Source organism: Pseudoprimorskyibacter insulae, from assembly GCF_900302505.1.
GTDB classification, from domain to species: Bacteria; Pseudomonadota; Alphaproteobacteria; order Rhodobacterales; family Rhodobacteraceae; genus Pseudoprimorskyibacter; species Pseudoprimorskyibacter insulae.
The window spans coordinates 59,553-85,618 of record NZ_OMOJ01000001.1 but is presented as its reverse complement, the minus strand read 5'-3'; the positions used below and the strand labels follow the sequence as shown (position 1 = coordinate 85,618).

General features: G+C 61.4%; 24 protein-coding genes. 12 read left to right on the top strand and 12 right to left on the bottom strand.

What is annotated here, in order from left to right; genetic code table 11:
- Positions 1-2,184 (bottom strand): transglycosylase domain-containing protein, encoded by a 2,184-nt coding sequence (locus PRI8871_RS00465; RefSeq protein ID WP_108884224.1) that lies wholly within the window; start codon positions 2,182-2,184, stop codon positions 1-3.
- A 257-nt stretch (positions 2,185-2,441) separates the two neighbouring features.
- On the opposite strand from PRI8871_RS00465, the gene PRI8871_RS00460 reads away from it, so the two are divergent.
- On the top strand, positions 2,442-2,780 hold the full coding sequence (locus PRI8871_RS00460; protein WP_108884223.1) for a P-II family nitrogen regulator: 339 nt from the start codon (positions 2,442-2,444) through the stop codon (positions 2,778-2,780).
- A 32-nt stretch (positions 2,781-2,812) separates the two neighbouring features.
- Positions 2,813-4,147, top strand: a complete 1,335-nt coding sequence (locus PRI8871_RS00455) for an ammonium transporter AmtB (protein ID WP_108884222.1) — start codon at positions 2,813-2,815, stop codon at positions 4,145-4,147.
- 75 nt (positions 4,148-4,222) lie between these two features.
- Here the strand turns inward: PRI8871_RS00455 and PRI8871_RS00450 are convergent, their stop codons facing one another.
- Complete coding sequence (locus PRI8871_RS00450; protein ID WP_108884221.1) at positions 4,223-4,414, bottom strand: hypothetical protein; 192 nt, start codon at positions 4,412-4,414, stop codon at positions 4,223-4,225.
- Between the two features lie 128 nt (positions 4,415-4,542).
- On the opposite strand from PRI8871_RS00450, the gene mutL reads away from it, so the two are divergent.
- The 5 genes from mutL to lpdA all read left to right on the top strand — a co-directional run bounded on the left by mutL (position 4,543) and on the right by lpdA (position 13,596).
- Positions 4,543-6,396 carry a DNA mismatch repair endonuclease MutL gene (gene mutL / locus PRI8871_RS00445; protein ID WP_108884220.1) on the top strand — a complete coding sequence of 618 codons (1,854 nt, stop codon included), beginning with the start codon at positions 4,543-4,545 and terminating at the stop codon, positions 6,394-6,396.
- On the top strand, positions 6,393-7,550 hold the full coding sequence (locus PRI8871_RS00440; RefSeq protein WP_108884219.1) for a DNA recombination protein RmuC: 1,158 nt from the start codon (positions 6,393-6,395) through the stop codon (positions 7,548-7,550). Before mutL ends, PRI8871_RS00440 begins: the two co-directional genes overlap by 4 nt.
- A gap of 352 nt (positions 7,551-7,902) precedes the next feature.
- Complete coding sequence (gene aceE, locus PRI8871_RS00435; RefSeq protein ID WP_108884218.1) at positions 7,903-10,560, top strand: pyruvate dehydrogenase (acetyl-transferring), homodimeric type; 2,658 nt, start codon at positions 7,903-7,905, stop codon at positions 10,558-10,560.
- 23 nt (positions 10,561-10,583) lie between these two features.
- Complete coding sequence (gene aceF / locus PRI8871_RS00430; protein WP_108884217.1) at positions 10,584-11,840, top strand: dihydrolipoyllysine-residue acetyltransferase; 1,257 nt, start codon at positions 10,584-10,586, stop codon at positions 11,838-11,840.
- A 13-nt stretch (positions 11,841-11,853) separates the two neighbouring features.
- Positions 11,854-13,596, top strand: coding sequence for a dihydrolipoyl dehydrogenase (gene lpdA / locus PRI8871_RS00425; protein ID WP_108885157.1), 1,743 nt, complete (start codon positions 11,854-11,856; stop codon positions 13,594-13,596).
- 238 nt (positions 13,597-13,834) lie between these two features.
- On the opposite strand, the gene PRI8871_RS00420 is transcribed toward lpdA, so the two are convergent.
- From PRI8871_RS00420 to uraH, 4 genes are all read right to left on the bottom strand, one after another.
- Entirely contained in the window at positions 13,835-14,980 is a 1,146-nt protein-coding gene (locus tag PRI8871_RS00420) for a DSD1 family PLP-dependent enzyme (RefSeq protein WP_108884216.1), read from the bottom strand.
- On the bottom strand, positions 14,977-15,807 hold the full coding sequence (locus PRI8871_RS00415) for a bifunctional allantoicase/(S)-ureidoglycine aminohydrolase (RefSeq protein ID WP_108884215.1): 831 nt from the start codon (positions 15,805-15,807) through the stop codon (positions 14,977-14,979). Before PRI8871_RS00415 ends, PRI8871_RS00420 begins: the two co-directional genes overlap by 4 nt.
- A 57-nt stretch (positions 15,808-15,864) precedes the next feature.
- Entirely contained in the window at positions 15,865-17,082 is a 1,218-nt protein-coding gene (locus tag PRI8871_RS00410; RefSeq protein ID WP_108884214.1) for a urate hydroxylase PuuD, read from the bottom strand.
- Between the two features lie 113 nt (positions 17,083-17,195).
- Entirely contained in the window at positions 17,196-17,546 is a 351-nt protein-coding gene (gene uraH, locus PRI8871_RS00405; protein ID WP_108884213.1) for a hydroxyisourate hydrolase, read from the bottom strand.
- A 127-nt stretch (positions 17,547-17,673) separates the two neighbouring features.
- Here uraH and puuE point away from each other — a divergent pair, with 127 nt between their 5' ends.
- Positions 17,674-19,089, top strand: coding sequence for an allantoinase PuuE (puuE, locus tag PRI8871_RS00400; protein WP_108884212.1), 1,416 nt, complete (start codon positions 17,674-17,676; stop codon positions 19,087-19,089).
- Positions 19,086-19,559 (top strand): ureidoglycolate lyase, encoded by a 474-nt coding sequence (locus PRI8871_RS00395; RefSeq protein ID WP_108884211.1) that lies wholly within the window; start codon positions 19,086-19,088, stop codon positions 19,557-19,559. The genes puuE and PRI8871_RS00395 overlap by 4 nt, the downstream gene beginning before the upstream one ends.
- On the opposite strand, the gene PRI8871_RS00390 is transcribed toward PRI8871_RS00395, so the two are convergent.
- On the bottom strand, positions 19,556-20,194 hold the full coding sequence (locus PRI8871_RS00390) for a ChrR family anti-sigma-E factor (protein ID WP_108884210.1): 639 nt from the start codon (positions 20,192-20,194) through the stop codon (positions 19,556-19,558). The two genes, PRI8871_RS00395 and PRI8871_RS00390, sit on opposite strands and share 4 nt — an antisense overlap.
- A gap of 3 nt (positions 20,195-20,197) precedes the next feature.
- A complete protein-coding gene (locus tag PRI8871_RS00385; protein ID WP_108885156.1) occupies positions 20,198-20,743 on the bottom strand; it encodes a sigma-70 family RNA polymerase sigma factor in 546 nt (181 codons plus the stop codon).
- Positions 20,744-20,998: 255 nt separating this feature from the next.
- Between PRI8871_RS00385 and PRI8871_RS00380 the strand changes: the two genes are divergently transcribed.
- Genes PRI8871_RS00380 through PRI8871_RS00370 form a run of 3 tightly spaced genes read left to right on the top strand, consistent with a single transcriptional unit; the run spans position 20,999 to position 23,909 of the window.
- Positions 20,999-21,658: a histidine phosphatase family protein gene (locus PRI8871_RS00380; RefSeq protein WP_108884209.1), complete on the top strand. Its 660-nt coding sequence runs from the start codon at positions 20,999-21,001 to the stop codon at positions 21,656-21,658.
- Between the two features lie 50 nt (positions 21,659-21,708).
- Positions 21,709-22,770, top strand: coding sequence for a saccharopine dehydrogenase (locus PRI8871_RS00375; RefSeq protein ID WP_108884208.1), 1,062 nt, complete (start codon positions 21,709-21,711; stop codon positions 22,768-22,770).
- The gene (locus PRI8871_RS00370) at positions 22,767-23,909 is read left to right on the top strand and encodes a saccharopine dehydrogenase C-terminal domain-containing protein (RefSeq protein WP_108884207.1); all 1,143 of its coding nucleotides are present in this window, start codon (positions 22,767-22,769) and stop codon (positions 23,907-23,909) included. Before PRI8871_RS00375 ends, PRI8871_RS00370 begins: the two co-directional genes overlap by 4 nt.
- On the opposite strand, the gene moaE is transcribed toward PRI8871_RS00370, so the two are convergent.
- The 4 genes from moaE to recO are packed head-to-tail and all read right to left on the bottom strand — an operon-like array spanning position 23,910 to position 26,033.
- Positions 23,910-24,353, bottom strand: coding sequence for a molybdopterin synthase catalytic subunit MoaE (gene moaE / locus PRI8871_RS00365; RefSeq protein WP_108884206.1), 444 nt, complete (start codon positions 24,351-24,353; stop codon positions 23,910-23,912).
- A gap of 3 nt (positions 24,354-24,356) precedes the next feature.
- A complete protein-coding gene (gene moaD, locus PRI8871_RS00360) occupies positions 24,357-24,602 on the bottom strand; it encodes a molybdopterin converting factor subunit 1 (protein WP_108884205.1) in 246 nt (81 codons plus the stop codon).
- A 2-nt stretch (positions 24,603-24,604) separates the two neighbouring features.
- Positions 24,605-25,264, bottom strand: coding sequence for a CDP-diacylglycerol--glycerol-3-phosphate 3-phosphatidyltransferase (pgsA, locus tag PRI8871_RS00355; protein WP_108884204.1), 660 nt, complete (start codon positions 25,262-25,264; stop codon positions 24,605-24,607).
- Positions 25,265-25,307: 43 nt separating this feature from the next.
- Complete coding sequence (gene recO, locus PRI8871_RS00350; protein ID WP_108884203.1) at positions 25,308-26,033, bottom strand: DNA repair protein RecO; 726 nt, start codon at positions 26,031-26,033, stop codon at positions 25,308-25,310.
- Positions 26,034-26,066 lie beyond the last annotated feature (33 nt).

Here is a 26,066-nt window from a genome sequence, read left to right as displayed (position 1 = left end):
TTAGTTCCCTCCCCCCAGAAGATCGCGCAGCACCTGCTGTAGCACGTTTTCACGCCGCTGCGGTTCGGTCTGCTCTGGTGCGGGGGCCTGCTGTTGGCGTTGCGGCACCGGTTCCAGCTTGGGCAGTTGATTGACCGGCAGACCTTCATGAACGCGGATCATGGTTTCGCGCCAAATCTCGGCCGGTAGACCGCCGCCCGTAACACCGCGCAAGGGCGTGTTGTCATCATATCCCATCCAAACGCCCGCCACATAATCGGCGGTAAACCCGATGAACCACGCATCGCGCGCGGCCTGAGTGGTGCCGGTCTTACCCGCAGCCGGACGATCCGGCAGTTGGGCGCGGCGGCCCGACCCTTCGGTCAGCACCTTCTCCATCATATAGACCAGCGAATGCGCGGCCTCTTCGCGGATCACGCGTTCCCCGATACCGCCCGTCGCCTCCATCATCGGGTTGGGGTCGCCCTTGCGGCGCAGCTCAACCAGACCATAGGGCGACACGGACGACCCGCCATTCAGGATGCCCGCATAAGCGCCCGTCATTTCAAGCAACGTGGATTCCGAGGCCCCCAGCGCAAGTGCGGGCGTGTCGATCAATTCGCTGTCGATGCCGAAATCGGTGGCCACCCGCTGCACCAGCTTGCGCCCAACGCTTTCAGACACTTTCACCGCCGGGATGTTCAGTGACTGTTTCAGCGCATCAACCAAGGTCACCCGGCCATAGAATTCATTGGTGTAGTTCTTGGGGCACCATTCGCCACTGCCCGGAATGTTCAGGCAAAGCGGCTCATCCACCACGGTGTCCAGCGGGCTATAGCCCAGTTCCATCGCGGTGGCGTAGACAAAGGGCTTAAAGGCCGATCCGGTTTGACGCTTGGCTTGCGTTGCGCGGTTGAACAGACCCGACACATTGGTTTTGCGCCCGCCAACCATGGCCCGCACCGCGCCGTCGGACGACATTACGACGATGGCGGCTTGCGCCTTGGATCCTTCCTTGACCTTGTCCGAGAACACCTGCTTCATCGCGCCTTCGGCGGCGGCCTGAATGCGTTGATCCAGCGTGGTGCGGATATCAATGTCTTCGGTGGTCTTGCTGGTAAAAAACTCTGGCCCGCTGGCCATGACCCAATCAGCGAAATACCCACCGGCCCGCGCCTCGGCCACATCCGACAGGGTGGCGGGGTTGGCTTGGGCAGTGCGTTCTTCTTGGACCGAGATATAACCTTGTTCGCGCATCAGACGCAGCACAGTGGCCGCGCGGGCCTGACTGCGTTCGATATTGGCCGTGGGGGCCAGCGTTGACGGCGCGGTCAGAAGACCGGCCAAAATTGCCGCCTCGGGCGCGGTCAGATCAGAGGCCGGTTTGGCGAAATAGCGCTGCGATGCGGCCTCGGCCCCATAAGCGCCGCCACCCATGTAGGCGCGGTTCAGATAGATCGACAGGATCTGATCCTTGGTGAACTTGACCTCCATCGCCAAGGCGAACACCGCCTCTTTGGCCTTCCGGGCAAGCGACGACCGGCGACAGTCGGCAACATACTCGGCCTCGTTCTTCCAGACCGAAGCGTCATATTCGACCCCAAGGCACAGCAATTTCGCTGTCTGCTGGGTGATGGTAGACCCGCCGTGCCCCGACAACGGCCCGCGCCCTTCGGACAGGTTGATCCGCACCGCAGACGCAATCCCACGCGGCGACACGCCGACATGCGAATAGAAGCGTTTGTCCTCAGTCGCGATGACGGCGTTTTTCAGATAGGGTGATACGGATTGCGCCGTGACGGCCCCACCGTATTGATCGCCGCGCCATGCAAAGATCTCTCCGTTGCGGTCGCGCAACGTGACCGAACCTTTGGCGCGCCCGTCCAGCAGTTGGTTGTAATCGGGCAGGCTGGCGTATTCGACCAGAACAGCGGCACCCAGAACCAAGGCGGCCAAGATCGACACACGCACCGTCAAACGCCAGATCAGTTTGTAGATCCAGATCAACAGCGTTTGGATCAGACCAAACAACCCCTTGCGCTTGGGTCGCGACTTGGTGCGCGCACGTTTGCGCCCCGCCGGTTTGCGCGGTGTGCCGGACCCGCCGGATTTACGGGGTTTGCTGCCAGACGTCTTCTTGGCCGATGCCGCGCCATAGCGCTTTTCAGCCACGAGTCGGCCTTTGCCTCTTTTTGAATCACTCATGCGTCCTGCCCGGGACCTGTCTCTTTTTTCGCAATGTACCCTGATTTTTTCACAATGTTGACACCAAAGGGATAGGGTTCGCCATTTTCAATTCGCCTACTTTTTGATCATCTTTAGATATTTGTGCATTTTTTGTGCGTTTTTTGAGCATATGCCTGCCCGACAAGCACTGTACCCCCTTCCAATAACAGGTGAACCGGCCTTTTGCTGCAAGGGCATCGTGCAGGAATTACCTGCGACAAGCGAAAGGGACTAAGGTGAAACTGATCATTGCGACGATCAAGCCGTTCAAGCTCGAGGAGGTCCGCGAGGCGCTGACCGATATCGGCGTTCGCGGCATGATGGTGACTGAAATCAAGGGCTTCGGCTCGCAATCCGGCCACACCGAAATTTACCGCGGCGCAGAATATGCCGTGAATTTCGTGCCGAAGATCAAGCTGGAAATCGTGGTTTCCGCGTCGATGGCCGATCAGGTTGTCGAAACCATCACGAAGACCGCTCAGACCGGCAAAATCGGCGACGGCAAAATTTTCGTTCTCGACGTGCAGCAGGCCATCCGCGTGCGCACCGGCGAAACCAACGCGGACGCTCTGTGAGCCGCGGGACAGATTTCAAGGGAAACAAAAGAATGAAACTCCTCAAGACCATCGCTCCGGTCGCAGCGCTTGCCGCCCTGCCGACTATGGGCCTTGCACAAGACGGCCCGGTCGCCGGCGTAAACGCCTCGACCGACACCGTATTCATCCTGAACTCGCTGCTGTTCCTTGTTGGCGGCTTCCTGGTGTTCTGGATGGCCGCTGGCTTTGCCATGCTGGAAGCAGGCCTCGTCCGTTCGAAAAACGTCACCATGCAGCTGATGAAGAACGTCGCGCTCTTCTCGCTGGCTGCGATCTTCTATTACCTGATCGGCTACAACCTGATGTACCCGCTGGGCACTTGGTCGGTTGACGGCGTTCTGTCCGGCGTCTGGGGCCCCGGCGTTCTGGAAGCTGTTGGCGTCACCGCCGATGCGGCCGACGATTACGGCTATGCCTCGACCGGTTCGGACTTCTTCTTCCAGCTGATGTTCTGCGCCACCACCGCATCGATCGTTTCGGGCACCCTGGCCGAGCGTATCAAGCTGTGGCCCTTCCTGATCTTCACCATCGTTCTGACCGCTGTGATCTACCCGCTGCAAGCGTCGTGGAAATGGGGCGGCGGCTTCCTGGACGAAGCTGGCTTCCTGGATTTCGCAGGCTCGACCGTTGTGCACTCGGTAGGTGGCTGGGCCGCTCTGACCGGCGCACTGATCCTTGGCCCGCGTATCGGCAAGTTCAAAGACGGCCGCGTGATCCCGATGCCGGGTTCGAACCTGACCCTCGCAACGCTGGGTACGTTCATCCTGTGGCTGGGTTGGTTCGGCTTCAACGGCGGCTCGCAGCTGGCCATGGGCACTGTGGGTGACGTTGCAGACGTGTCGCGTATCTTCGCAAACACCAACACTGCGGCAGCAGGCGGCGCGATTGCAGCCCTGATCCTGACCCAACTGCTGTACAAAAAGCCTGACCTGACGATGGTTCTGAACGGCGCACTGGCCGGTCTGGTATCGATCACCGCAGAACCGCTGACCCCGACCCTGGGCGCAGCAACTCTGATCGGTATGGTCGGCGGCGTGATCGTGGTCTTCGCCATCCCGATGATGGACAAGCTGAAGATCGACGACGTGGTTGGCGCGATCCCGGTTCACCTGATCTGCGGCATCTGGGGCACCATCGCGGTTGTTCTGACCAACTCTGACGCTTCGCTGGGCACCCAGCTGTATGGCATCGTCGTGGTCGGCATCTTCACCGTCGTCGCCTCGGGTGTGGTCTGGTTCATCCTGAACATGGTCATGGGTCTGCGGGTTTCGGAAGAAGACGAAATCAATGGCCTCGACAAAGCGGAACTGGGCATGGAGGCCTATCCGGAATTCTCGAAGGGCTGATCTCCTCCTTCCTATCAGCCTAGAGTACGACTGGCCCGGGCGTTCTGCGCCCGGGCTTTTTCATGCCCAAAGACGTTACAGACCATTGCGGCGCAGATCGTCCAACCCATCGCTGGGGCAGGCCCAAACGCCCGCAGGTGCCGTGCTGAACGGCCCGTTTGGCTTGGCCTCAGCCGCTGCGGGCCAAAGCTCAGTCAAGTCTGGTGTCGGTTTATCCTGCGCAGGCTTGGTGCGGCGCAGCAGCCTTTTGCCCATATCTTTGATCATCGCGCGTCCTCCAACTGTGCTGGACCTCAAACAAGTTTAGGCAAAAAACGTTCCAAAGAATTTACCACGTTTGTCTCATTGGTGATTGCCCGTTTCAGAATCGAACAACGCCTGCTAGGTTTTGTGGTATGAATTCGCACGTCCCCAACATTCGCCCGGTCATCCGACAGCTTGATGATGCCGCCATCAACCGAATCGCCGCTGGCGAGGTGGTGGAACGGCCCTCATCCGCCGTGAAAGAACTGGTGGAGAACGCGATTGATGCCGGGGCGCGGCGCATTTCCATCGACATTGCGGACGGCGGCAAAACCCTGATCCGCGTGCAGGACGATGGTTGCGGCATCCCGCCCGAAGAACTGCCGCTGGCCCTAAGCCGCCACGCGACGTCCAAGATCGACGGCAGCGACCTGCTGAACATTCATTCCTTCGGCTTCCGGGGCGAAGCGCTGCCATCGCTGGGCGCGGTTGGCCGGTTGACGATCCAAAGCCGGGCCGAAGGGTATGAGGCCGCCGAAATCTCGGTCGATGGCGGCCAGATCAAACCGCCCCGCCCCTGCGCCTTGGGGCAAGGCACCATCGTGACACTGCGCGATCTGTTCTACGCCACCCCGGCGCGGTTGAAATTCATGCGTTCGGACCGCGCCGAAAGCCAAGCCATCAGCGATGTGATCAAGCGCTTGGCCATGGCGGAACCCTCGGTCGGCTTCACCTTGCGCGATGTGTCGGGCGGCGGCGAAGGGCGCGTGACCTTCCGCGCCGATGCGCAAACCGGCGACCTGTTCGACGCCCTGCGTGAACGGCTGGCCACGATCATGGGGCGTGAGTTTACCGACAATGCCCTGCCGATCGACACCGAACGCGAAGGCGTGCGCCTGACGGGCTATGCCGCGCTGCCGACCTATTCGCGCGGCTCTGCTGTGGCGCAGTATTTCTTTGTGAATGGCCGCCCCGTCCGCGACAAACTGCTGATCGGGGCATTGCGCGGGGCCTATGCCGATTTCCTAAGCCGGGATCGTCACCCCGCTGTGGCCCTGTTCATCGACTGCGACCCGCACCGCGTGGACGTGAACGTGCACCCCGCCAAGTCCGAGGTCCGGTTCCGTGAAAGCGGCGTGGTGCGCGGTCTGGTCGTCTCGGCGCTGCGTCACGCCTTGGCCGAAGCCGGGCACCGTGCCTCAACTACCGTGGCCAGCGCAACGCTGGGGGCCATGCGCCCCGAAGCACCTGAGGCCCGCAGCTACCAGATGGACCGCGCGCCCTATCGCCCAACGTTCGAACGCCCCTCGGCTGCCGCGCGCGAAGAAGCCTTCCGCGCCCAAGCGCCCGGATTTTCGGAGTTTTCGACCGAATACAGCGGGCGCGTTGTCGAACCAGACCCCGAACCGCAACCCCAAGCCGAAGCCCTGCCCTTGGGCGCGGCACGTGGGCAGGTGCATGAAAACTACATCATCGCCCAGACCGAAACCGGCATGGTCATCGTCGATCAACACGCCGCGCATGAACGTCTGGTCTATGAAAAGCTGAAACGCCAGATGGGGGAAAACGGGGTTGCCGCACAGGCGCTGTTGATCCCGGAAATCATCGACCTGTCCGCCGACGATCAAGCCCGCCTGCTGGAAGCCGCCGATGACCTGTCGCGCCTTGGGTTGACCATTGAACCATTCGGCGGCGGCGCCATTGCCGTGCGCGAAACCCCGGCCCTATTGGGCGAGGTTAACGCCAAGGCGATGATCCACGACATCTTGGACGAGCTGGCCGACAATGGCTCCTCCCAATTGGTGCAGGAAAAGCTGGAGGCGATCCTAAGTCGCGTCGCCTGCCATGGCTCCATCCGGTCGGGCCGCCGCATGCGCGCCGAGGAAATGAACGCCCTGCTGCGCGAGATGGAGGCGACCCCCCATTCGGGCCAGTGCAACCATGGCCGCCCCACTTATGTGGAGCTGAAACTGTCTGATATCGAACGGCTTTTCGGGCGCACATGATCCAGATCGGACCGAACTCCTATGCGCTGAGCGATCCTGTCGTTCAGCTTGTTTTGGCCGGTCTGGGGCTGGGGCTTCTGGTCGTTCTGCTGCTGATCATGTCCGTTCGCGCTGCTGGCCGCTCGGCCCGCATGGCCGAACCGATGGCCCGCCATATGGGGGCCTTGTCGCAGCGGGTGCAGGCCCTGTCGGACGGGCAAGAACGGCTTGCGGGCGGGCTGCACCACGTCAGCGAAGCGCAGGCCGCCAGCCAGACCGCCATGCTGCAACTGATGGAAAAGCGCCTTGCCGAGGTGCAGCATCATATGAACGAAACACTGCATGGCACATCGCGGCGCACCGCGCATTCCTTGGGCGAATTGCAGCAACGGCTGGCCGCGATTGACAAGGCGCAGGACAATATCACCAAGCTGTCGGGCGATGTGTTGTCGCTGCAAGACATCCTGTCGAACAAACAAACCCGCGGCGCGTTTGGCGAAATCCAACTGCGGGACATCGTCTCAAAGGCGATGCCGTCTGACAGTTACACCTTGCAGGCGACGCTTTCGAACGGGCGGCGGGCCGATTGCCTGATCCACCTGCCCAATCCCCCCGGCCCGATTGCCATCGACAGCAAGTTCCCGCTTGAGGCCTACGAGGCGCTGCGCCGGGCCGAAACGCAGGAACAACTGACCCGCGCCGCGCAGCAACTGCGGTTTTCGTTGCGCAAGCACATCCGCGACATTTCCGACAAGTATATCATCGAAGGCGAAACCGCCGATGGGGCGCTGATGTTCCTGCCGTCCGAGGCGGTCTATGCCGAGTTGCACGCCAATTTCCCCGAAGTGGTTCGCGAAGGCTTTGCCGCGCGGGTCTGGATCGTGTCGCCCACCACCTGCATGGCGACGCTCAACACCATGCGGGCCATTTTGAAAGATGCCCGGATGCGGGAACAGGCCGGGGCCATCCGCAAGGAACTGGCGTTGCTCTATTCTGATGTGGATCGTTTGGGCGCGCGGGTCGAGAACCTCGACCGGCATTTCGGGCAGGCCGCGAAAGACATTGCCGAGATCAAGATCAGCGCCGACAAAGCCGGAAATCGGGCCAGACGCCTTGATAATTTCGACTTTGAGGACTTGGCCAAGGACGCTGGCCAACTACCCCTTCCCAAGTAACCACATTCCCGCGCACCCTTGGACCATAGGGGGCACGTAATAGGTGATTCCCCTGAGCAGAGAGGAGGGTCATCGCGCGCGGGTATTTTTTGCAACGTCGAAACCCGTCTTGCGCAACTATGTTTAATATTAAACCATTGCCATGCAGTCAGCGCATGGAAGCCATGCATCCGACCATCTGCCAACCGAAATGCACCCATGCTACCCACCGTTGTATTGCGGGAGGTCACTGGATTTTGACGATCGAGCCGATCTGAACCAACTCTGATTTTGAACCGAGCCCGAACTTGGTTTAAAGCTAAACTAAACATCCGAGGCCAAGCGGTCGCGGAAAAACAAGGGAAGAGGACACATGACGAACATTCCCCACGACATCGACCCAGTCGAGTCGCAGGAGTGGCAGGACGCCGTCGAAGACGTCATTCTGCGCGATGGCCCGGACCGGGCGCATTTCCTGCTGGATAAAGCCGTACAACAGGCCCGTGCCGCTGGCGCGAAATTGCCGTTCTCGGCGACCACGCCCTATCAGAACACCATCTCGACCGATGACGAACTCGATATGCCCGGCGACAACGAAATGGAATGGCGCATCCGCACCATCAACCGTTGGAACGCCATGGCGACCGTCGTGAAGCGGAACAAAGAATCCTCGGAATACGGTGGCCACATCGCGTCTTTCGCCTCGTCGGCAGCGCTGTACGATGTGGGTCTGAACCACTTCTGGCGTTCGAAATCGGCGATCCACGGCGGCGATCTGGTGTTCTTTCAGGGCCACGTGATCCCGGGGATCTACGCCCGCTCCTTCATGGAAGGCCGCCTGAGCGAAGAAGACCTGAAGAACTTCCGGTCCGAAGTGTCGGGCAATGGCCTGTCGTCCTACCCGCACCCGTGGCTGATGCCAGATTACTGGCAGTTCCCGACCGTCTCGATGGGCCTTGGCCCGCTGATGGCGATCTACCAAGCCCGCTTTATGAAATACATGCACAACCGTGGCCTGATCGATGCCGCCGACCGCAAGGTCTGGTGCTTCCTTGGCGACGGCGAAATGGACGAGCCGGAATCGCTGGGCGCGATTGCCCTCGCCGCCCGTGAAAAGCTGGACAACCTGATCTTCGTGGTGAACTGCAACTTGCAGCGCCTTGACGGCCCGGTGCGCGGCAACTCGAAAATCGTGCAGGAACTCGAAGGCCACTTCCGCGGCGCTGGCTGGGACGTGATCAAGCTGCTTTGGGGCAAAGGCTGGGATGACCTGCTAGAAAACGACTCGACCGGCAAGCTGCGCCAACTGATGGAAGAAACCATCGACGGCGATTACCAGACCTTCAAGTCGAAAGACGGCGCTTATATCCGCAAGCATTTCTTCGGCAAATACCCGGAAACCGCTGAGCTGGTGAAAGACTGGACCGACGATCAGATCTGGGCGCTGCGCCGTGGCGGCCATGAGCCGAAAAAGGTCTACAACGCCTTCCTGCGGGCCACCAAAGCCAAGGATCAACCGACCTGCCTGTTGGTGAAAACCGTCAAAGGCTACGGCATGGGCACCGCTGGCGAAGGCCAGAACACCACCCACCAGCAGAAGAAAATGCAGCTGGACCAGCTGAAAGCGATGCGCGACCGGTTCAAGATCCCCGTCACCGACGAGGAACTGGAAAAGGATCTGCCCTTCGTTTCGCTGAACAACGCGCAAAAGGCTTATCTGGCTGACCGCCGCAAAGATCTGGGCGGATCGTTCCCGCAGCGTTTCACTGGCGCACCGTCGCTGGAAATCCCCGCGCTTGAAAGGTTCAAGGGCCAGCTGGAAAGCACCGGCGACCGCGAAATCTCGACCACGATGGCGTTTGTCCGCATCCTGACCACGCTGCTGCGTGACAAGCAGATCGGCAAGCGCGTGGTTCCGATTGTCCCGGATGAAAGCCGCACCTTCGGTATGGAAGGGCTGTTCCGGTCCGTCGGGATCTACAACCCGCTGGGTCAGAACTATACCCCCGAAGACCGTGACCAGATGATGTTCTACAAAGAGAGCGTCGATGGTCAGGTTCTGCAGGAAGGCATCAACGAAGCCGGCGCAATGGCCGACTGGATCGCCGCCGCCACGTCGTATTCGACCCATGGCGAGCCGATGATCCCGTTCTTCATCTACTACTCGATGTTCGGCTTCCAGCGGATCGGCGACTTGGCTTGGGCCGCAGGCGACAGCCGTGCCCGTGGCTTTATGCTCGGCGGCACCGCAGGGCGCACCACGCTGAACGGCGAAGGCCTTCAGCACGAAGACGGCCACAGCCACATCTTCGCGGGCACCATCCCGAACTGTGTGACCTATGATCCGACCTTCAGCTATGAGGTCGCGGTGATCGTACAGCACGGCATGAAGCGGATGTATCAGGATCAGGAAGACGTGTTCTTCTATCTGACCCTGATGAACGAAAACTACAGCCACCCCGAAATGCCGATGGGCAGCGAAGAAGGCATCATCAAGGGCCTGTATCGCATGCGCAAAACGGCGAAACCGGCGAAGAAGCACGTCAACCTGATGGGCTCGGGCACAATTCTGGTGCAGGCGCTGAAAGCGGCCGAGATGCTGAAGGAAGACTTCGGTGTCACGTCGGACATCTGGTCGGCCACCTCGTTCAACGAGCTGGCGCGCGACTATCAAGATGCCGAGCGTCACAACCGCCTGAACCCGTTCGACGAGCCGAAGGTGCCTTACATCACCCAGTGCCTCGAAGGTGCGAAAGGCCCGATCGTGGTCGCCACCGACTATATGAAGAACTACGCCGAACAAGTGCGCGGCGCGGTCAAGCAGCGCATTACCGTTCTGGGCACCGATGGCTTTGGCCGTTCGGACAGCCGCGTGAACCTGCGCCGCTTCTTCGAAGTCGACGCAAACCACATCGCAGCCGCCGCCATGGTGGACCTGTATCGCGAAGGCGTGGTGTCCGAGAAAGACCTGAAGGCCGCACTCGCCAAGTACGAAATTGACGGCGACAAGCCGAACCCGCGCCTCGTGTAAGCCGGGACTTAGGAGGATAGACAATGACCGTTGAAGTGAAAGTTCCCGACATCGGCGATTTCAATGAGGTGCCGGTTGTGACCATTCTGGTCGCCGTGGGTGACACCATTGCCGTAGAAGACCCGATCGTAGAGCTGGAGTCCGACAAGGCCACCATGGAAGTGCCGTCCTCGGCGGCTGGCGTGGTGAAGGAAATCCTTGTCAAAGAAGGCGACAAGGTTTCCGAAGGTTCGGTTGTGCTGATCGTCGAAAGCGCTGGCGCACCCGCGGCGGAGGCCCCCAAGGCGGCCCCGGCGGCCGCACCGGCCCCTGCCGCAGCACCCACACCCGCCGCAGCCCCGGCGGCCGCGGCTCCGGTGACGGATGCAGGCTTCTCGAAGGTGCACGCCTCGCCGTCGGTTCGGGCCTTTGCCCGTTCGCTGGATGTTGACCTGAACAAGGTGAACGGCACGGGCCGCAAGGGCCGTATCCTGCGCGAAGACGTGACCGCTTCGTTCAAAACCACCACCAGCCCCGTGGCTGCCGCTGCCGCTCAAGGCGGTATGGGCATCCCGCCGATCCCGGTCGTGGATTTCTCGAAGTTCGGCCCCGTCGAAGACGTGGACATGCCGCGCATCAAGAAGATCTCGGGCCCGGCTCTGCACCGCTCGTGGCTGAACGTGCCGCACGTCACCCACAACGACGAAGCCGACATCACGGATCTGGACAAGTACCGCAAGGAAATGGACACGATGGCCAAAGAAAACGGCTATCGCGTCACACTCCTGAGCTTTGTGATCAAAGCCTCGGTCTCGGCGCTGAAGGAACATTGGGAAGTGAACTCGTCGATCCACCCGGATGGCGACAAGCTGATCAAGAAATCCTTCTACAACATCGGCTTTGCCGCTGACACGCCGAACGGCCTTGTGGTTCCGGTGATCAAAGACGCAGACCGCAAAGGTCTGGTCGAGATTTCCAAGGAACTGGGCGAATTGTCGGCCAAAGCCCGCAAGGGCGAGCTGAAATCGGCAGACATGTCGGGCGCAACCTTCACCATCTCGTCGCTGGGCGGCATCGGTGGCACCTCGTTCACGCCGATCGTCAACGCGCCGGAGGTGGCCATTCTGGGCCTCACCCGCTCGAAGATGGCCCCGGTGTGGGATGGCGAACAGTTCGTGCCGCGCCTGATGCAGCCGCTGTCGCTGTCCTATGACCACCGCGCCATCGACGGAGCCTTGGCCGCACGCTTCTGCGTGACGCTCAAGACCCTGATGGGCGATATGCGCAAGCTGATGTGGTAAGGAGACGATGACCATGGAAATCAAAGTCCCCGATATTGGCGATTTCAACGACGTCCCGGTTGTGACGGTTCTGGTTTCGGTCGGCGACACGGTCGCCGCCGAAGACCCGCTGATCGAGATTGAATCCGACAAAGCCACGATGGAAGTGCCCTCGCCCGCAGCGGGCAAGGTCGCGCAAATCCTGGTGAAAGAAGGCGATAAGGTCTCGGAAGGTACGGCAATTGTCGTGCTGGAGGGCGCGGCCTCGGCGGGCATCGAACCCGCCAAGCCCGCCGCAGAGGCAGCCTCGGCTGCACCTGCGACCGTTGCGGCCACCGGAACCGCCAGCGGCCCCGGCGATGTGCATGCGGAGGTCGTGGTTCTGGGCTCTGGCCCCGGCGGTTACACGGCGGCCTTCCGCGCCGCTGACCTTGGCAAAAAGGTTGTCCTGATCGAGAAGAACCCGACGCTGGGCGGTGTCTGCCTCAACGTGGGTTGTATCCCCTCGAAGGCGCTGCTGCACGTGGCTAAGGTTATCACTGAAGCCGAGGAAATGGCCTCGCACGGGATCAGCTTCGGCAAACCCGAAATCAATCTGGACGAGTTGCGCGCCTTCAAAGACGGCGTTGTCAGCCAGCTGACCGGCGGCCTTGATGGCCTGTCGAAAGGCCGCAAAGTGCAGGTCGTGCGCGGCTTCGGTAAGTTCACCGGCCCGAACATGATCGAGGTCACCGGCGACGAGGGCAAAACCACCGTCAGCTTTGACCAGTGCATCATCGCCGCCGGGTCTGAGCCCGTGGCCCTGCCGTTCATCCCGCATGACGACCCGCGCGTGATCGACTCGACCGGCGCGCTGGAGCTGAAAGACGTGCCCGGCCGCATGCTGGTTCTGGGCGGCGGCATCATCGGCTTGGAAATGGCCTGCGTCTATGACGCGCTCGGCTCCAAGATCACCGTGGTTGAGCTGATGGACCAGATCATCCCCGGCGCCGACAAAGACGTCGTCAAACCGCTGATGACCCGCATCAAAGGCCGCTACGAAAACATCTTCCTCAAGACCAAAGTCACCGCTGTTGAGGCGCTGGATGATGGGCTGAAGGTGACCTTCGAAGACGACAAGGGCGAAAGCTTCTCGGACACGTTTGACAAGGTGCTGGTTGCCGTGGGCCGCAAGCCCAATGGCAAGCTGATCGACGCGGCAAACGCTGGCGTGGCTGTGGATGATCGCGGCTTCATCGCCGTCGACAAGCAGCAGCGCACCGGCGTGCCCCATATCTTCGCTATCGGCGACGTGGTTGGCCAGCCGATGCTGGCGCACAAAGCCGTGCACGAAGGCAAAGTCGCCGCCGAAGTCGCCGCTGGTCACAAACGCTTCTTCGACGCCAAGCTGATCCCCTCGGTCGCCTATACCGACCCCGAGGTGGCATGGTGCGGCCTGACCGAGACCGAAGCCAAAGCCAAGGGCATCGCCTATGAAAAGGGCGTCTTCCCATGGGCAGCTTCGGGCAAATCGCTCTCGAACGGGCGCAGCGAAGGCATGACCAAGCTTCTGTTCGATCCCAGCGATGACCGGATCATCGGCGCATGCATCGTCGGCACCAACGCGGGTGATCTGATCTCGGAATGCGCTTTGGCGATTGAGATGGGCGCAGACGCGGTTGACCTCGGCCGCACGATCCACCCGCACCCGACCCTGTCGGAAACGGTGAACTTTGCGGCAGAAATGTTCGAAGGCACCATCACCGACTTGATGCCGCCGAAAAAGAAAAAGCATTAACCGTAAAAGGGCCCTGCGGAAACGTAGGGCCCTTTTCTCAGGCCTGACTTGGGGCAAACCGGTCTCAGGCGTATTTATCAAAGAGAAGAAGCAGGAGACCGCGCCCTTCATTCTTCTCTTTGATAAATACCGCCGGGGGAGACAGCCTATTGGCTGTCGGGGGCAGCGCCCCCTATCTGCTTTTCAAGGCCGGAGGCCGCGAAAAGGATACCCTGCGCGCCGCAAGGCGCTCAATGCGTCAGAAGGATTTACCGCGCGCCGTGACGGGCCAGAGCGCTTCGACCGTGTCGCCGCGGATCGCGACGTACCAGTCGTGAAGGTTGCAGGTCGGATCGCAGTGGCCGGGGATGAGGCGCAGACGGTCGCCGATCTTTAGGCTATCGGTTGGGTCGCTCAGATTGCTGTGCTCATCCGAGACGCCAGCGGCGTGCACATCGCTGCGGCCAAACACGGTGGGAAGCCCACTTTCTGTCGTCATGGCTTTGAGGCCGGCATCCCCAACCGCCAGTCCGGGCCGGGTTTTGCTGATGATCGTTGCGGCGACGAACAGGGCATTGCGCCAGTCGCCATCCAGCCGCCCGCCGCCCTCGGCTTCGATGCGGCCATAATCGACATCCATGAAGGCGTAAGATCCGCATTGTAGTTCGGTGTAGATGCCCGAGCGGCCTTCGAATTCGAAGCTACCGCTGCCTGCGCCTGTGACGGTTGGGCAGGCGATGCCCGCCTCTGTCAGTGCCTTGATAGCGGCCTGCACTGTGGCAATCTGGGCCTCGAATCCTTTGAGGCGGTCGGCATAGGTCTGCACATGTTGCAGGCTTCCGTGGTAGGCTTGGATGCCGTCAAAGGTCAGGCCCGGCGCGTCGATCACGGCCTTGGCGATGGTCACGACGTCGGCAGGGTCAACAACCCCGCAGCGTCCGCCGCCGCATTCGATCTCGACCAGCACACGCAGTTCGGTGCCGTGGCGCGCGGCCGCTTCGGCCAGTTCCGCGACCGAGGCCAAATCATCAACGCAAACGCCAACCTTGGCCCCCAGCAGCGGCAAGCGTGCCAAGCGGTCCACTTTGGCGCCGCGCACTTGGTTTGTGACCAGCACATCAGTGATGCCCGCGCGGATGAAGGCTTCGGCCTCAGACACCTTTTGGCAGCAGATCCCAGACGCCCCGCCGATGTCGTGCTGAAGCCGCGCCACATCGGCGGATTTGTGCATCTTGCCATGGGGGCGCAGGGCCACACCCATGCCTGCCGCCATCGCGCCCATCTTGCGCAGGTTCGCCTCTAGCGCATCAAGGTCGATCACCAGCGCGGGGGTTGCGATATCGGACACAGCCATGCCCGGCTTGGCGGGGATGTCATAGCCAACCTCAAGGCCTTCAAAGCTCATCGCAGGAAACTCAGCGGCATGTGGCGGTTGACGTCTTTGTAGAGCAAATAGCGGAACTCACCCGGCCCGCCCGCATAGCAGGCCTGCGGGCAGAAGGCGCGGAGCCACATGAAATCGCCTGCCTCAACCTCGACCCAATCTTGGTTAAGGCGATAAACGGCCTTGCCTTCCAGCAAATAAAGCCCGTGTTCCATCACATGGGTTTCGGCAAAGGGGATCACGGCCCCCGGCTGAAAGGTGACGATGGTCACATGCATGTCGTGGCGCATGTCGTCCAGATCGACAAAGCGCGTGGTGGCCCATTTGCCGTCGGTTTCCGGCATCGGCGTCGGCGGCACCAGCTTTTCGTTGGTCACAAAGGCTTCGGGCGCGGGCAGACCATCGACGAATTGATAGGCCTTGCGGATCCAGTGGAAGCGCGCAGGCTCCAGGCTATCGTTCCACAGGGTCCAAGGCACATCGGGCGGGATATAGGCATAGCCGCCTTCGTCCATGCTGTAGGTCGTGCCGTCGATGGTCACGGACAGGCTGCCGCTGACCACGAAAAGCACCGCCTCAACCCCTTGATCGGTTTCCGGCTTGTCCGAGCCGCCGCCCGATTGCACCTCGCCAATGTACTGCGAAAACGTCTCGGCAAAGCCCGACAGAGGCCGCGCGATCACCCAGAACCGGCTGTCATCCCAGAACGGCAGAAAGCTGGTGACGATATCGCTGAACGTGCCCTTGGGGATCACCGCATAGGCTTCGGTGAACATGGCGCGGTCGGTCAGGATCTGCGTCTGCGGGGGAAGGCCGCCCGTCGGGGCGTAATAGCTGCGCTTGGTCATGCGGTGGTCCGTTCTGTTTGCCGTATCAAAGCGCGGATTGGCGGCGCTGCCAAGGGGCTAGCCCTGCGCGGCGCGGAACCAGCGGATGATCTGAGTGCGCTCGTCCGGTTCCATCTCGGTGATATTGGCGGGGGGCATGGCGTGGGTCACGCCCGCCTGCACATAGACCAACCGCGCCGCGTGGGCGATATCGGCAGGGGTTTCCAGCAGGATGGCCTTGGGCGCGCGGTGGATGCCGTCCCACACAGGTTCGCGGGCATGGCACATAGAACAGCGGCCGATGACGATGTTCTGCACATCCTCCCAGCCGTCGGCACTGGCATAGACCTGCTCGGCCCGCGTCAGGGGGCGCGCTTCGCTTTCCTCGTAGGTGTCTTGTATCAGGGGGGCAGTGGACAGCGCCATAATCGCAATGAACAGGATCGCAGTCGCCGCCCATGTCCACCACGGCGTGCCCTTCTTGGCGTGCATGGTGTTGAAGAAATGCCGGATCGTCACGCCCATCAGGAACACCAGCGCGGCAATCAGCCAATTGTATTCCGTGGCAAAGGCCAACGGGTAATGGTTCGACAGCATCAAAAAGACGACGGGCAACGTCAGGTAGTTGTTATGGGTCGAGCGGAGCTTGGCAATCTTGCCGTATTTGGGATCAGGTTTGCGGCCCGCCTTCAGATCGGCCACCACGATTTTCTGATTTGGGATGATGATAAAGAACACGTTGGCCGACATGATCGTCGCCGTGAACGCCCCCAGATGCAGCATCGAGGCGCGGCCCGTGAACACTTGGTTATAGCCGTAGGCCATGGCCACCAGCAGCACGAACAGCAGCACCATCAAAACGGTTGGCTTTTCGCCAAGCGGGGATTTGCACAGGAAATCATAGACGATCCACCCCACGGTCAGCGAGGCGGCCGAGATCACGATCCCAAGCCAGACCGAGATACCGGGATCGACAAGGTAAAGCTCAGCCCCCGCCCAATAGACCACCATCAGCAAGGCCGCGCCGGACAGCCATGTGGAATAGCTTTCCCATTTGAACCACGTCAGGTGGTCAGGCATCGCCTCAGGCGCCACAAGGTATTTCTGGATGTGATAAAAGCCCCCGCCATGCACCTGCCATTCCTCGCCATCGGCGGGGCCGGGGATGGTGCGGTTCAGACCCAGATCCAGCGCGATGAAGTAAAACGACGATCCGATCCACGCGATCGCGGTAATAACGTGCAGCCAGCGGACGGCAAAGCCGACCCAGTCCCAGATGATGGCGATGTCCTGCATGGGGTGATCCCTTCTTCTTTCCCTCCATCAGTGGCAGGTTCGCGGGGCTGCGAAAAGCCCGCGATTGCCAAATTCAAAGGCTGCCGCAGCGTTCTGCCCGATTGGCGGGCAGGTCAGCTGCCGCGATAGGTCGAATAGCCATAGGGCGATAGCAGCAGCGGCACGTGGTAATGATCATCCTCGGCCATGCCAAAACGGATCGGCACCTCGTCAAGGAACAGCGGGTCTGCGCCGGCCAAGCCATTGGCGCGCAGATAGTCGCCGCAGTGGAACACCAGCTCATATTGGCCCGTTTTAAACACATCCGCAGGCAAGATCGGGCCATCGGTACGGCCATCGGCATTTGTCACCGTCTCGGCGATCTGGCGGCGTTCGCCATCTAGGGCGTACAGCGTGATGCGAATGCCTTCCGCCGGGCAGCCGCGCGCCGTGTCCAGAACGTGGGTTGTCAGGTATCCGGCCATGGTTGCGCTCCGATTGATCGTGGTTGGCCTGATTGGGGCGGGTTGGGGCGCGAATGTCAATTCCCCGCTTTCCCCCCGCCGCAAAAGCGGCTTTGATCGGCACAAAGACTGAACGGAGCGCCCAGATATGACACGCTACCCCCGAGACATGCGCGGCTATGAAGGCACGCCCCCCGATCCCAAGTGGCCGGGTGGGGCCAAAGTCGCCGTGCAATTCGTGTTGAACTACGAAGAGGGCGGCGAGAACTGCATCCTGCATGGCGATGCCGCGTCTGAGGCGTTTTTGTCTGACATCGCGGGCGCCGCGCAATGGCCGGGCAAACGTCATTGGAACATGGAATCGATCTACGAATACGGGGCTCGGGCCGGGTTCTGGCGGCTGCATGCGATGTTCACCAAGGCGGGCATTCCCGTCACGATCTATGGCGTCGCCGCGGCCCTTGCCCGCAGCCCCGCGCAGGTGGCCGCGATGAAATCCGCCGGGTGGGAGATTGCCAGCCACGGGTTAAAGTGGGTCGAACACAAAGACATGCCCGAGACCGAGGAACGCGCAGCCATTGCTGAGGCGATCCGCCTGCACACCGAGGTTGTCGGCGAACGCCCCTTGGGCTGGTACACAGGCCGGTGCAGTGAAAACACCGTGCGGCTGGTGGCCGAGGAAGGCGGGTTCGCCTATGTGTCGGACACCTATGACGATGACCTGCCCTATTGGCTGGAGGTGGGCGAGCGGGATCAACTGATCATCCCCTACACGCTGGATGCCAACGACATGCGCTTTGCCACCGCGCCGGGCTACATCACGGGCGAGCAGTTCTTTCAGTACCTCAAGGATGCCTTCGACACGCTGTATGCCGAGGGCGAGTCAGGCGCGCCCAAGATGATGAGCGTTGGCTTGCATTGCCGCCTGATTGGCCGCCCCGGCAAGGCGGCGGGGCTGCAACGGTTTATCGACTATATCCAGCAGTTCCCCGGCGTCTGGACACCGCGCCGTTTGGATATCGCCGAGCATTGGGCGCGCGAACATCCGCACACCCGCTGGGACCGCCCCAGCCAGATGAGCCGCGAGGCGTTCGTTGCCAAGTTCGGCGGTATCTTTGAGCATTCGCCATGGATCGCGGAAGGTGCCTATGGGCTAGAGCTTGGGCCAGCGCATGACAGCGCCGTGGGCCTGCACAACGCGCTGTGCCGTGTGTTCCGCAGCGCCTCGCATGACGCGCGGATCGGCGTGTTGCGGGCGCACCCCGATCTGGCGGGCAAGCTGGCGCAGGCCAAACGCCTGACCGCCGAGAGCACAAATGAACAGGCCAGCGCGGGTCTTGATGCGTTGACGGATGAGGAACGCGAAAGCTTCACCCGCCTGAATGCCGAATATACCGCCAAACACGGGTTCCCCTTCATCATTGCCGTGCGCGATCACACCAAGGCCAGCATCCTTGCCGCCTTTGACCGCCGCATCGGCAATGACACCGAGACCGAGGCGAACGAGGCCTGCAAACAGGTGGAGCGTATTGCCGAATTCCGCCTGAAGGACATTCTGCCATGATCCAGTCACAGCCCCTGACGGCTGCTGCGTTTGCCCCATTCGGTGATGTGATCGAGGTGAGCGGCCCACCAACGGTGATGATCAACCAAGGGCTTTGCGGCCGCCACACCGACCTTGCCAAGCTGGACTTTGCCGATGGTCGCGCGGGGATTTCCCTGTTTGACGCGCAGGCCCGCGCCTTGCCCTATCTGCTGGAAATGGTCGAACGGCACCCGCTGGGCTCACAAGCGTTTATCCCGGTATCAGGTGTGCCCTTTCTGGTCTGCGTCTGCCCAGATGAGGGTGGCAGGCCCGGCACGCCGCTGGCCTTCGTGACCCAGCCGGGCCAGTCGATCAACCTGCATCGCGGCACATGGCACGGCGTTCTGTGCCCCATCGGGGCCGCCGGGCAATATGTGGTTGTCGATCGGATCGGCGGGGGCGTGAACCTAGAGGAACACTGGTTCGCCACCCCCTATACGGTGACCTAGATCCGAAACAGCGGCTGCGCCAAACGTGGTATCAGGCTTTTGAACCGCAACGGCGCATCCGTGACGGCAAGGCAAATGCAGTCATCCCCCGTGTCGGCGATGGGCGTGTGTTCGACCGCTTCGGTCGCGACCTCGATATCGCCGCGCTTGAAATGGCCGTCCTCATCCGAGAACGCGCCTTGCAAGACCAAGGTCAATTCCGTGCCGCGATGGCCATGATCGGGCACCGCCACACCGGCCTTGATGTGCAAAAGACGCGCAGTGGCCGATGATGACGTCGGCAGGATTGCCTGACGCACGCCAATCCCTGCAGGACGCCAGCGCACAGCTTCGATCCCGCCGCCGACGTAATCGGCCACAGGCCCCGGCAGCACCGGATCGACCCGGATCTGCCGTACAGCAGGCGCTCCTTGGCCGATCAGAGCCATGGTCTTGGCAAGGCTATCATCGGCCAAAGGTTCCCGCGCTTCGTCCAGAAGCGCACCGCCCACGGCGTCGAACCCTTCCAGCGTCGCGCGGCAGTCGGCGCATAAGGACACATGTGCCGCGACTGCCAGGTTGAACGCCTCGGGCAGGGTTCCGGCGGAATAGGCCATCAAAAGGCTATCGGTCAGGTGGTGCTTGATATCTGTCATCGTCTACCCCATCGCATGGCGCAAGCGGTCCAGCGCCATACGGATGCGTGACTTGATCGTGCCAAGCGGCAGCCCCGTTTCAGCGGCAATTTCGCTGTGGGACAGATCGCCGAAATAGGCCTTTTCGATCAGGTCTCTTTGTTTTGCGGGAAGCATGGCCAAGGCTTGGCCCAGCTTGGTTGTCTCTTGTTGCAGGGCGATCACGTCCTCTTGCGGCGCTTCTGCCTCTGGCCCCCAGGTCAGATCCTCAGGCTCGGGTCGTCGATCACGGCGGAGCATGTCGGTCTTGCGGTTCCGGGCGATGGTGAAGATCCAGGTGGACAGCGTCGCGCGGGACGGGTCGAACAGGTGCGCCTTGTGCCAAACGGTGGCCATCACGTCCTGCATGCATTCTTCGGCCATGGCGGCATCGGTGCCAGACCGCATCAAGAACGCCTTCACGCGCGGCGCGAAATGGGCGAATACCGCCGCGAAGGCGGCCTCATCCCGAGCGTCGCGGATCTTTTCCATCTGTAGCGGCCAGTTCGTCTGACCTTGGTCTGAGCTCATATTAACGACACGCCCTTTTCGTCCCCGCCGTTCAACGTCGCCCGGCGCGGCAAAAATGACAACCTGATCTTTCGCAGGTTTCCTGAAAGTGGCGTTCGCATAGGTGCTCATACATCAAATACGGGGCAGGCCGGGAGTTGGATCATTCAATCATCCATTTTCGCAACACTTTTTTCCGATGTGTCCCGTGACGTACCGCAAAGGGTTTTCCCGCCGGATTTGCAGCACTAACAAACTCTCAAAGGAGCTGCCCCGATGTCCCACGTTACATTCGTTCGCCACGGTCAGGCCAACAATTCTGCCCGCGATGAAGAAGGCTATGACAAGCTAAGTGATCTTGGCTGGAAGCAATCGCGTTGGCTGGGGGAACATTTTGGCCAGATGAACGAAGTGTTTGCGCGGGTCTATACCGGCACCCTGCGCCGCCACGTGGAAACCACTGAAGGGATCAACGCCAATTCCCCCGAAGCGGTGATTCAGGATGAACGCCTGAACGAGCTTCAGTATTTCACCATGGCCACCCTCTTTGAGGCGCAGCATGGCGAACCCCTACCCAACGGTCGCGAAGAATTCGCCGCGCACCTGCCCAAGATGTTCCGCGCTTGGCAGGAAGGCGCGATCGATGGTGTGCCGGAATCGTTCCAGCATTTCGAAAAGCGGGTCAACGATGTGGTACGCGAAATCGGCGCGGGCAAGGGCCGTGCCTTGGTCGTGACCTCGGGCGGTGTGATCGGCATGGCGCTTCGGGTGACCATGTCCTTGGACCTGAAGAACTTTTGCCACGCTTGCCTGTCGATCCAGAACACCTCGGTTCACCGGATGCAGCCGATGCCCACCGGCATGGCGCTGGTGCAGTTCAACGCGACCCCGCACTTGGAAACAACCGAACGGCAATTCGCGCAAACGCACCTTTAAGCCTTCCTCGGTCTGCGTTAGCGTTCTGCGACCGTGTAAGGAATTGACCAATGACACATCTTTGGGTTCGCGCCGAACAGCGCCCCAACGAGGACCGTGTGGGCATCACGCCGGATGGCGTGGCCGCGCTAATCACACAAGGCGTTCGCGTCACTGTTGAACACAGCACCCCCCGCGCCATCCCGATTGACGGCTATCGCGACGCCGGGGCCGAAATCGCGCCCGAGAACAGCTGGCCCGGTGCCCCTGCCGACGCCATCATCTTTGGCCTGAAGGAACTGCCTGAAGATGGCACACCGCTGCGCCATCGCCACATCATGTTTGGCCATGCCTACAAAGGGCAACCTGCTGGGCAGATCCTGCTTGAGCGCTTCGCGGCAGGTGGCGGCACGCTTTACGATCTGGAGTATCTGGTCGATGAAACCGGGCGGCGCGTGGCGGCCTTTGGCTATTGGGCCGGGTTTGCCGGGGCGGCGGTATCGCTGATGTGCTGGATCGCCCAGCAATCGGGCCAGATCTGCCCGCCGGTTTCGACCTACACCAGCGCCGATGCCCTGACCGCCGATCTGGCAGACCGGCTTGCCGCGACCGGGGCCACCGCGCCGCGCGCCATCGTCATCGGGGCGCTTGGGCGTGTGGGCACAGGCGCGGCGGATCTATGCGGTCGCATGGGGATGCCGGTGACCAAATGGGACATGGCCGAAACCGCAAGCGGCGGCCCCTTCCCGCAAATCCTGGAGCATGAGATCTTCCTCAACTGCATTCTGGCACGCCCCGGCACGCCCGTCTTTGTGCCAGCCGAAGCCAAGACCGCCCGACGGGCGCTGTCGGTGATCGGGGATATCGCCTGCGATCCGACCAGCGATTTTTCCCCGATCAAGGTCTATGACCGCACGACCGAATGGGATGCCCCTGCCCTGCGCGTGCACGGTGACCCGGTTCTGGATGTGACCGCCATCGACAACCTGCCATCGCTGCTGCCGGTGGAATCCTCAGAAGACTACGCAGCGCAATTGCTGCCATCCTTGCTGGCGCTACAGGACTTGGACCAAGGGGTCTGGGCGCGCGCGCTGGCGGATTTCGAAACTCATATCGCAAAGGTGCGCTCATGACGATTCACTGGTGCGGCACTGGCCTGTCGGCCCTGCCGGGTTTGCGGCGCTTGATCCAAGAAGGTTATGACGTATCGGTCTGGAACCGGTCGCCTGAGAAAGCCCAAAAGGCGGTTGGCGACATCACGAACAAGGTGCATGCCTTCACCGCCGAAGCCTTGGCCAATGCGGTGAACGAAGGCGATGTAATCGTGTCGATGCTGCCGGTGGATTGGCATGTGCAACTGGCGGAACTGGCCCTGTCAAAAGGCGCGCATTTCGTCAGCTCCTCCTATATCTCGCCGCAAATGAAATCGCTGCACGTCAAGGCACAGCTCAAGGGGCTGTGCTTTGTAAACGAGGTTGGGCTTGATCCGGGCATTGACCACCTGATGGCGCACCATCTTGTGGCCGCCTATCGCAAGTCCGATGCCTATGACGCGGGCAACACCCTCAGCTTTACGTCCTATTGCGGCGGGGTGCCAAAGAACACGAATGCCTTCCGGTACAAATTCAGCTGGTCGCCCTTGGGCGTGCTCCGGGCGCTAAAATCGCCGTCCAAATCCTTCCGTGCGTTTAGCGAACTGACCATTCAGCGCCCGTGGGAGGCGATTACCCACTACGCCGCCCCCCTGCCGGTGCCGGAAACCTTTGAGGTCTATCCAAACCGCGACAGCCTGCCCTTCATGGAGGATTACAACTTTGATCCGACATGGAAAGTGCGCGATTTTGTGCGGGGGACGATGCGCCTGAACGGCTGGGCCGATGCGTGGTCTGATATCTTTGCCGAGGTGCAGGATCTGTCCGGACCCGAGGGCGACGCCCGGATGAAAGACATCTCGGAACAGCTTTGGGCGAAATATGCCTATGACGACGAAGAACCCGACCGCGTGGTGCTTTGCGTCGCCTTGCAGGCTGTGCGGGACGGCAAGACGGTTTGGCACCAGACCTATGTGCTGGACGCTTGGGGCGATTCCCGTGGCAGCGCCATGGCGCGTCTGGTGTCCGTGCCGGTGTCGCTGGCGGTTGAGGCCGTGCTGTCCCGCGCGATTGCGCCCGGGGTCAGCGCCGCGCCGTCAGATCCGCGCCTGATCAAGAACTGGATGGCCCAGATCGACGTTCAGGCCCAACACCTGATGATCGTCGATCATCTGGCCTAATCACCAACGGCTCAGGGCGTCTTCGTCTTCGTCCTTGGCCGCAACCCAATCCGCGCCATCGGCTGCGAATTCCTTTTTCCAGAAGGGCGCGCGGGATTTCAGGTAATCCATCAGGAATTCGGCCGCTTCAAACGCATCGACCCGGTGCGGGGACGCGGTGGCAACCATCATGATCTTGTCGCCCGGCACCAAGCGGCCATAGCGGTGGATCACCATCACATCGCCCAGCGACCAACGGTCCTTGGCCTGCTGCGCGATGGCCTCAATCGCCTTTTCGGTCATGCCGGGGTAATGCTCGATCTCCATCGCAGCAAGATCGCCCTTGGCCGAATTCCGCACAACGCCGGTAAAGGTGACAATCGCGCCCATATCGACACGGCCTGCGGCGAATTGATCGGCCTCTTGCCCCAGATCGAAGGGCGCTTCCTGAATGCTGATCCGCATGGGTTAGCCCCCGGTCATCGGCGGAAAGAACGCCACTTCGCGCACGCCCGCCAGCGGGGCGTCAAAATCGGTCAGCTCCTGATCCACGGCAACGCGCAGCGCCGACAGATCGGCAAAGGCGGCCTCATAGCGTTCTTCGCGGGCTTTCAGTTCTTCCACCAACTCGGCCACGGTTGCCGCGGTCGTTTCAATCCGTTCCTTGGGAAGGCCAATGCGTTCCCGGACCCATGCGAAATACAGAACGTCCATAGTCATCCTTTCAAGTACGGCATTGCCTTGCGGAAATAGTCGAACCCGGTAATCAGCGTCAGCAGGGCAGCCAGCCATAGCAGGGCCACGCCGCCATGCGCCGTCCAAGATACGCCATCGCGCAGCGACCGCAGGCCCAGTTCGTCCTGCTCGGCCCCGCTAAGGATGGCGTCAACCATCGCGTTGTCCATCCCAAAGACCGCCATGCCAAAGTAATGCTCGACCAGCCCGTGGGCCAAAAGCACAGTAATCGCCACCATCTGCACGGTGGTTTTCCACTTGGCCAACTTGGTCACTTTCAACGTCCCTGCCGTGTCGCCCAGAAATTCGCGCAAGCCAGATACAAAGACTTCGCGGAACAGGATCAACGTGGCCGGAAACAACAGCCAAGGCGAGAGCGACGAAAGCCCAATAAGCACGGCCAGCGCAATGACCACCATCGCCTTATCGGCAATCGGGTCCAGCATGGTGCCCAGCTTGGTGGTTTGGTTCCACGCGCGGGCCAGATAGCCATCGAACCAATCGGTGACCGATGCCAACAGGAACAGGATCAACGCGACCCAATCGGCATAGGGACGCATCAACAGCAAGAACGCCGCAGCAATGCCCGGCGCGGCCAAGAGGCGCAAAACAGTCAGAATATTCGGAACAGTCCAGATCATGGCCAAGGTCTAGCCGGGATTTCAAGGCGGGGAAAGGGGGCGCTTAGGCGCGGCGGGCCAAGCGATCCAGGAACTGGCCCCGTGCCGCCGGAATGGGCCTGCCGCGCAGCTGCGGGGCAAGGTGGTGTTCCAGGAAATGCCCGGTGGTGCGCAGGGCCTGCAAGATCTCATTATCGGGCGCGTCGCCTTGGCCCAACATGCAGGGCGGCAGCGGCAACAGCCGTTCTTTCCATGCACCGGCCCCCGCCGCCGACACCGCCCGTCCACTGCGCGGTGACACAAATTCAAGCCCTTCGGTTGCCCCGGTGACCGCGCAACAGCTCAGATCAAGGCCAAAACCCATGTCTTCCAGCAACGCCAGTTCCCAACGTAGATAGCCCAGCGGCCAGATGTCGGACTGACCCAAAAGATCCAGCAAGGCTTCGGTCCGGGTGTACAGATCAGGATGCGGTTCGCGTTCCGGTAGGGCAAAGGCCAGCAGGCCCACGACCGCGTTCAGCCCGGCCAGTGACAATCGGTCGCCCATAGCGTGGGCGGCGCGACTGCGCTGCGGCTCGACTGTAAACGCGCCGATGTGGTCCTCAAGCCGGGCGCGCCAGCTGACATCCAGTTGCGCACCCGGTTGCAGGCTGGGGGCAAGTTTGCGGCTGGTCCCGCCACGCACAACGCCCGCGTGCCGCCCGTGATCGGGCGTAAACACCTCGATGATGGCCGAGGTTTCGCCATGCTTTCGGGTGCTCAGAAGTATGCCGGTATCGCGCCAATCCATGGGCCTATGTGGCGGCGGGAACCGGTGATTGTA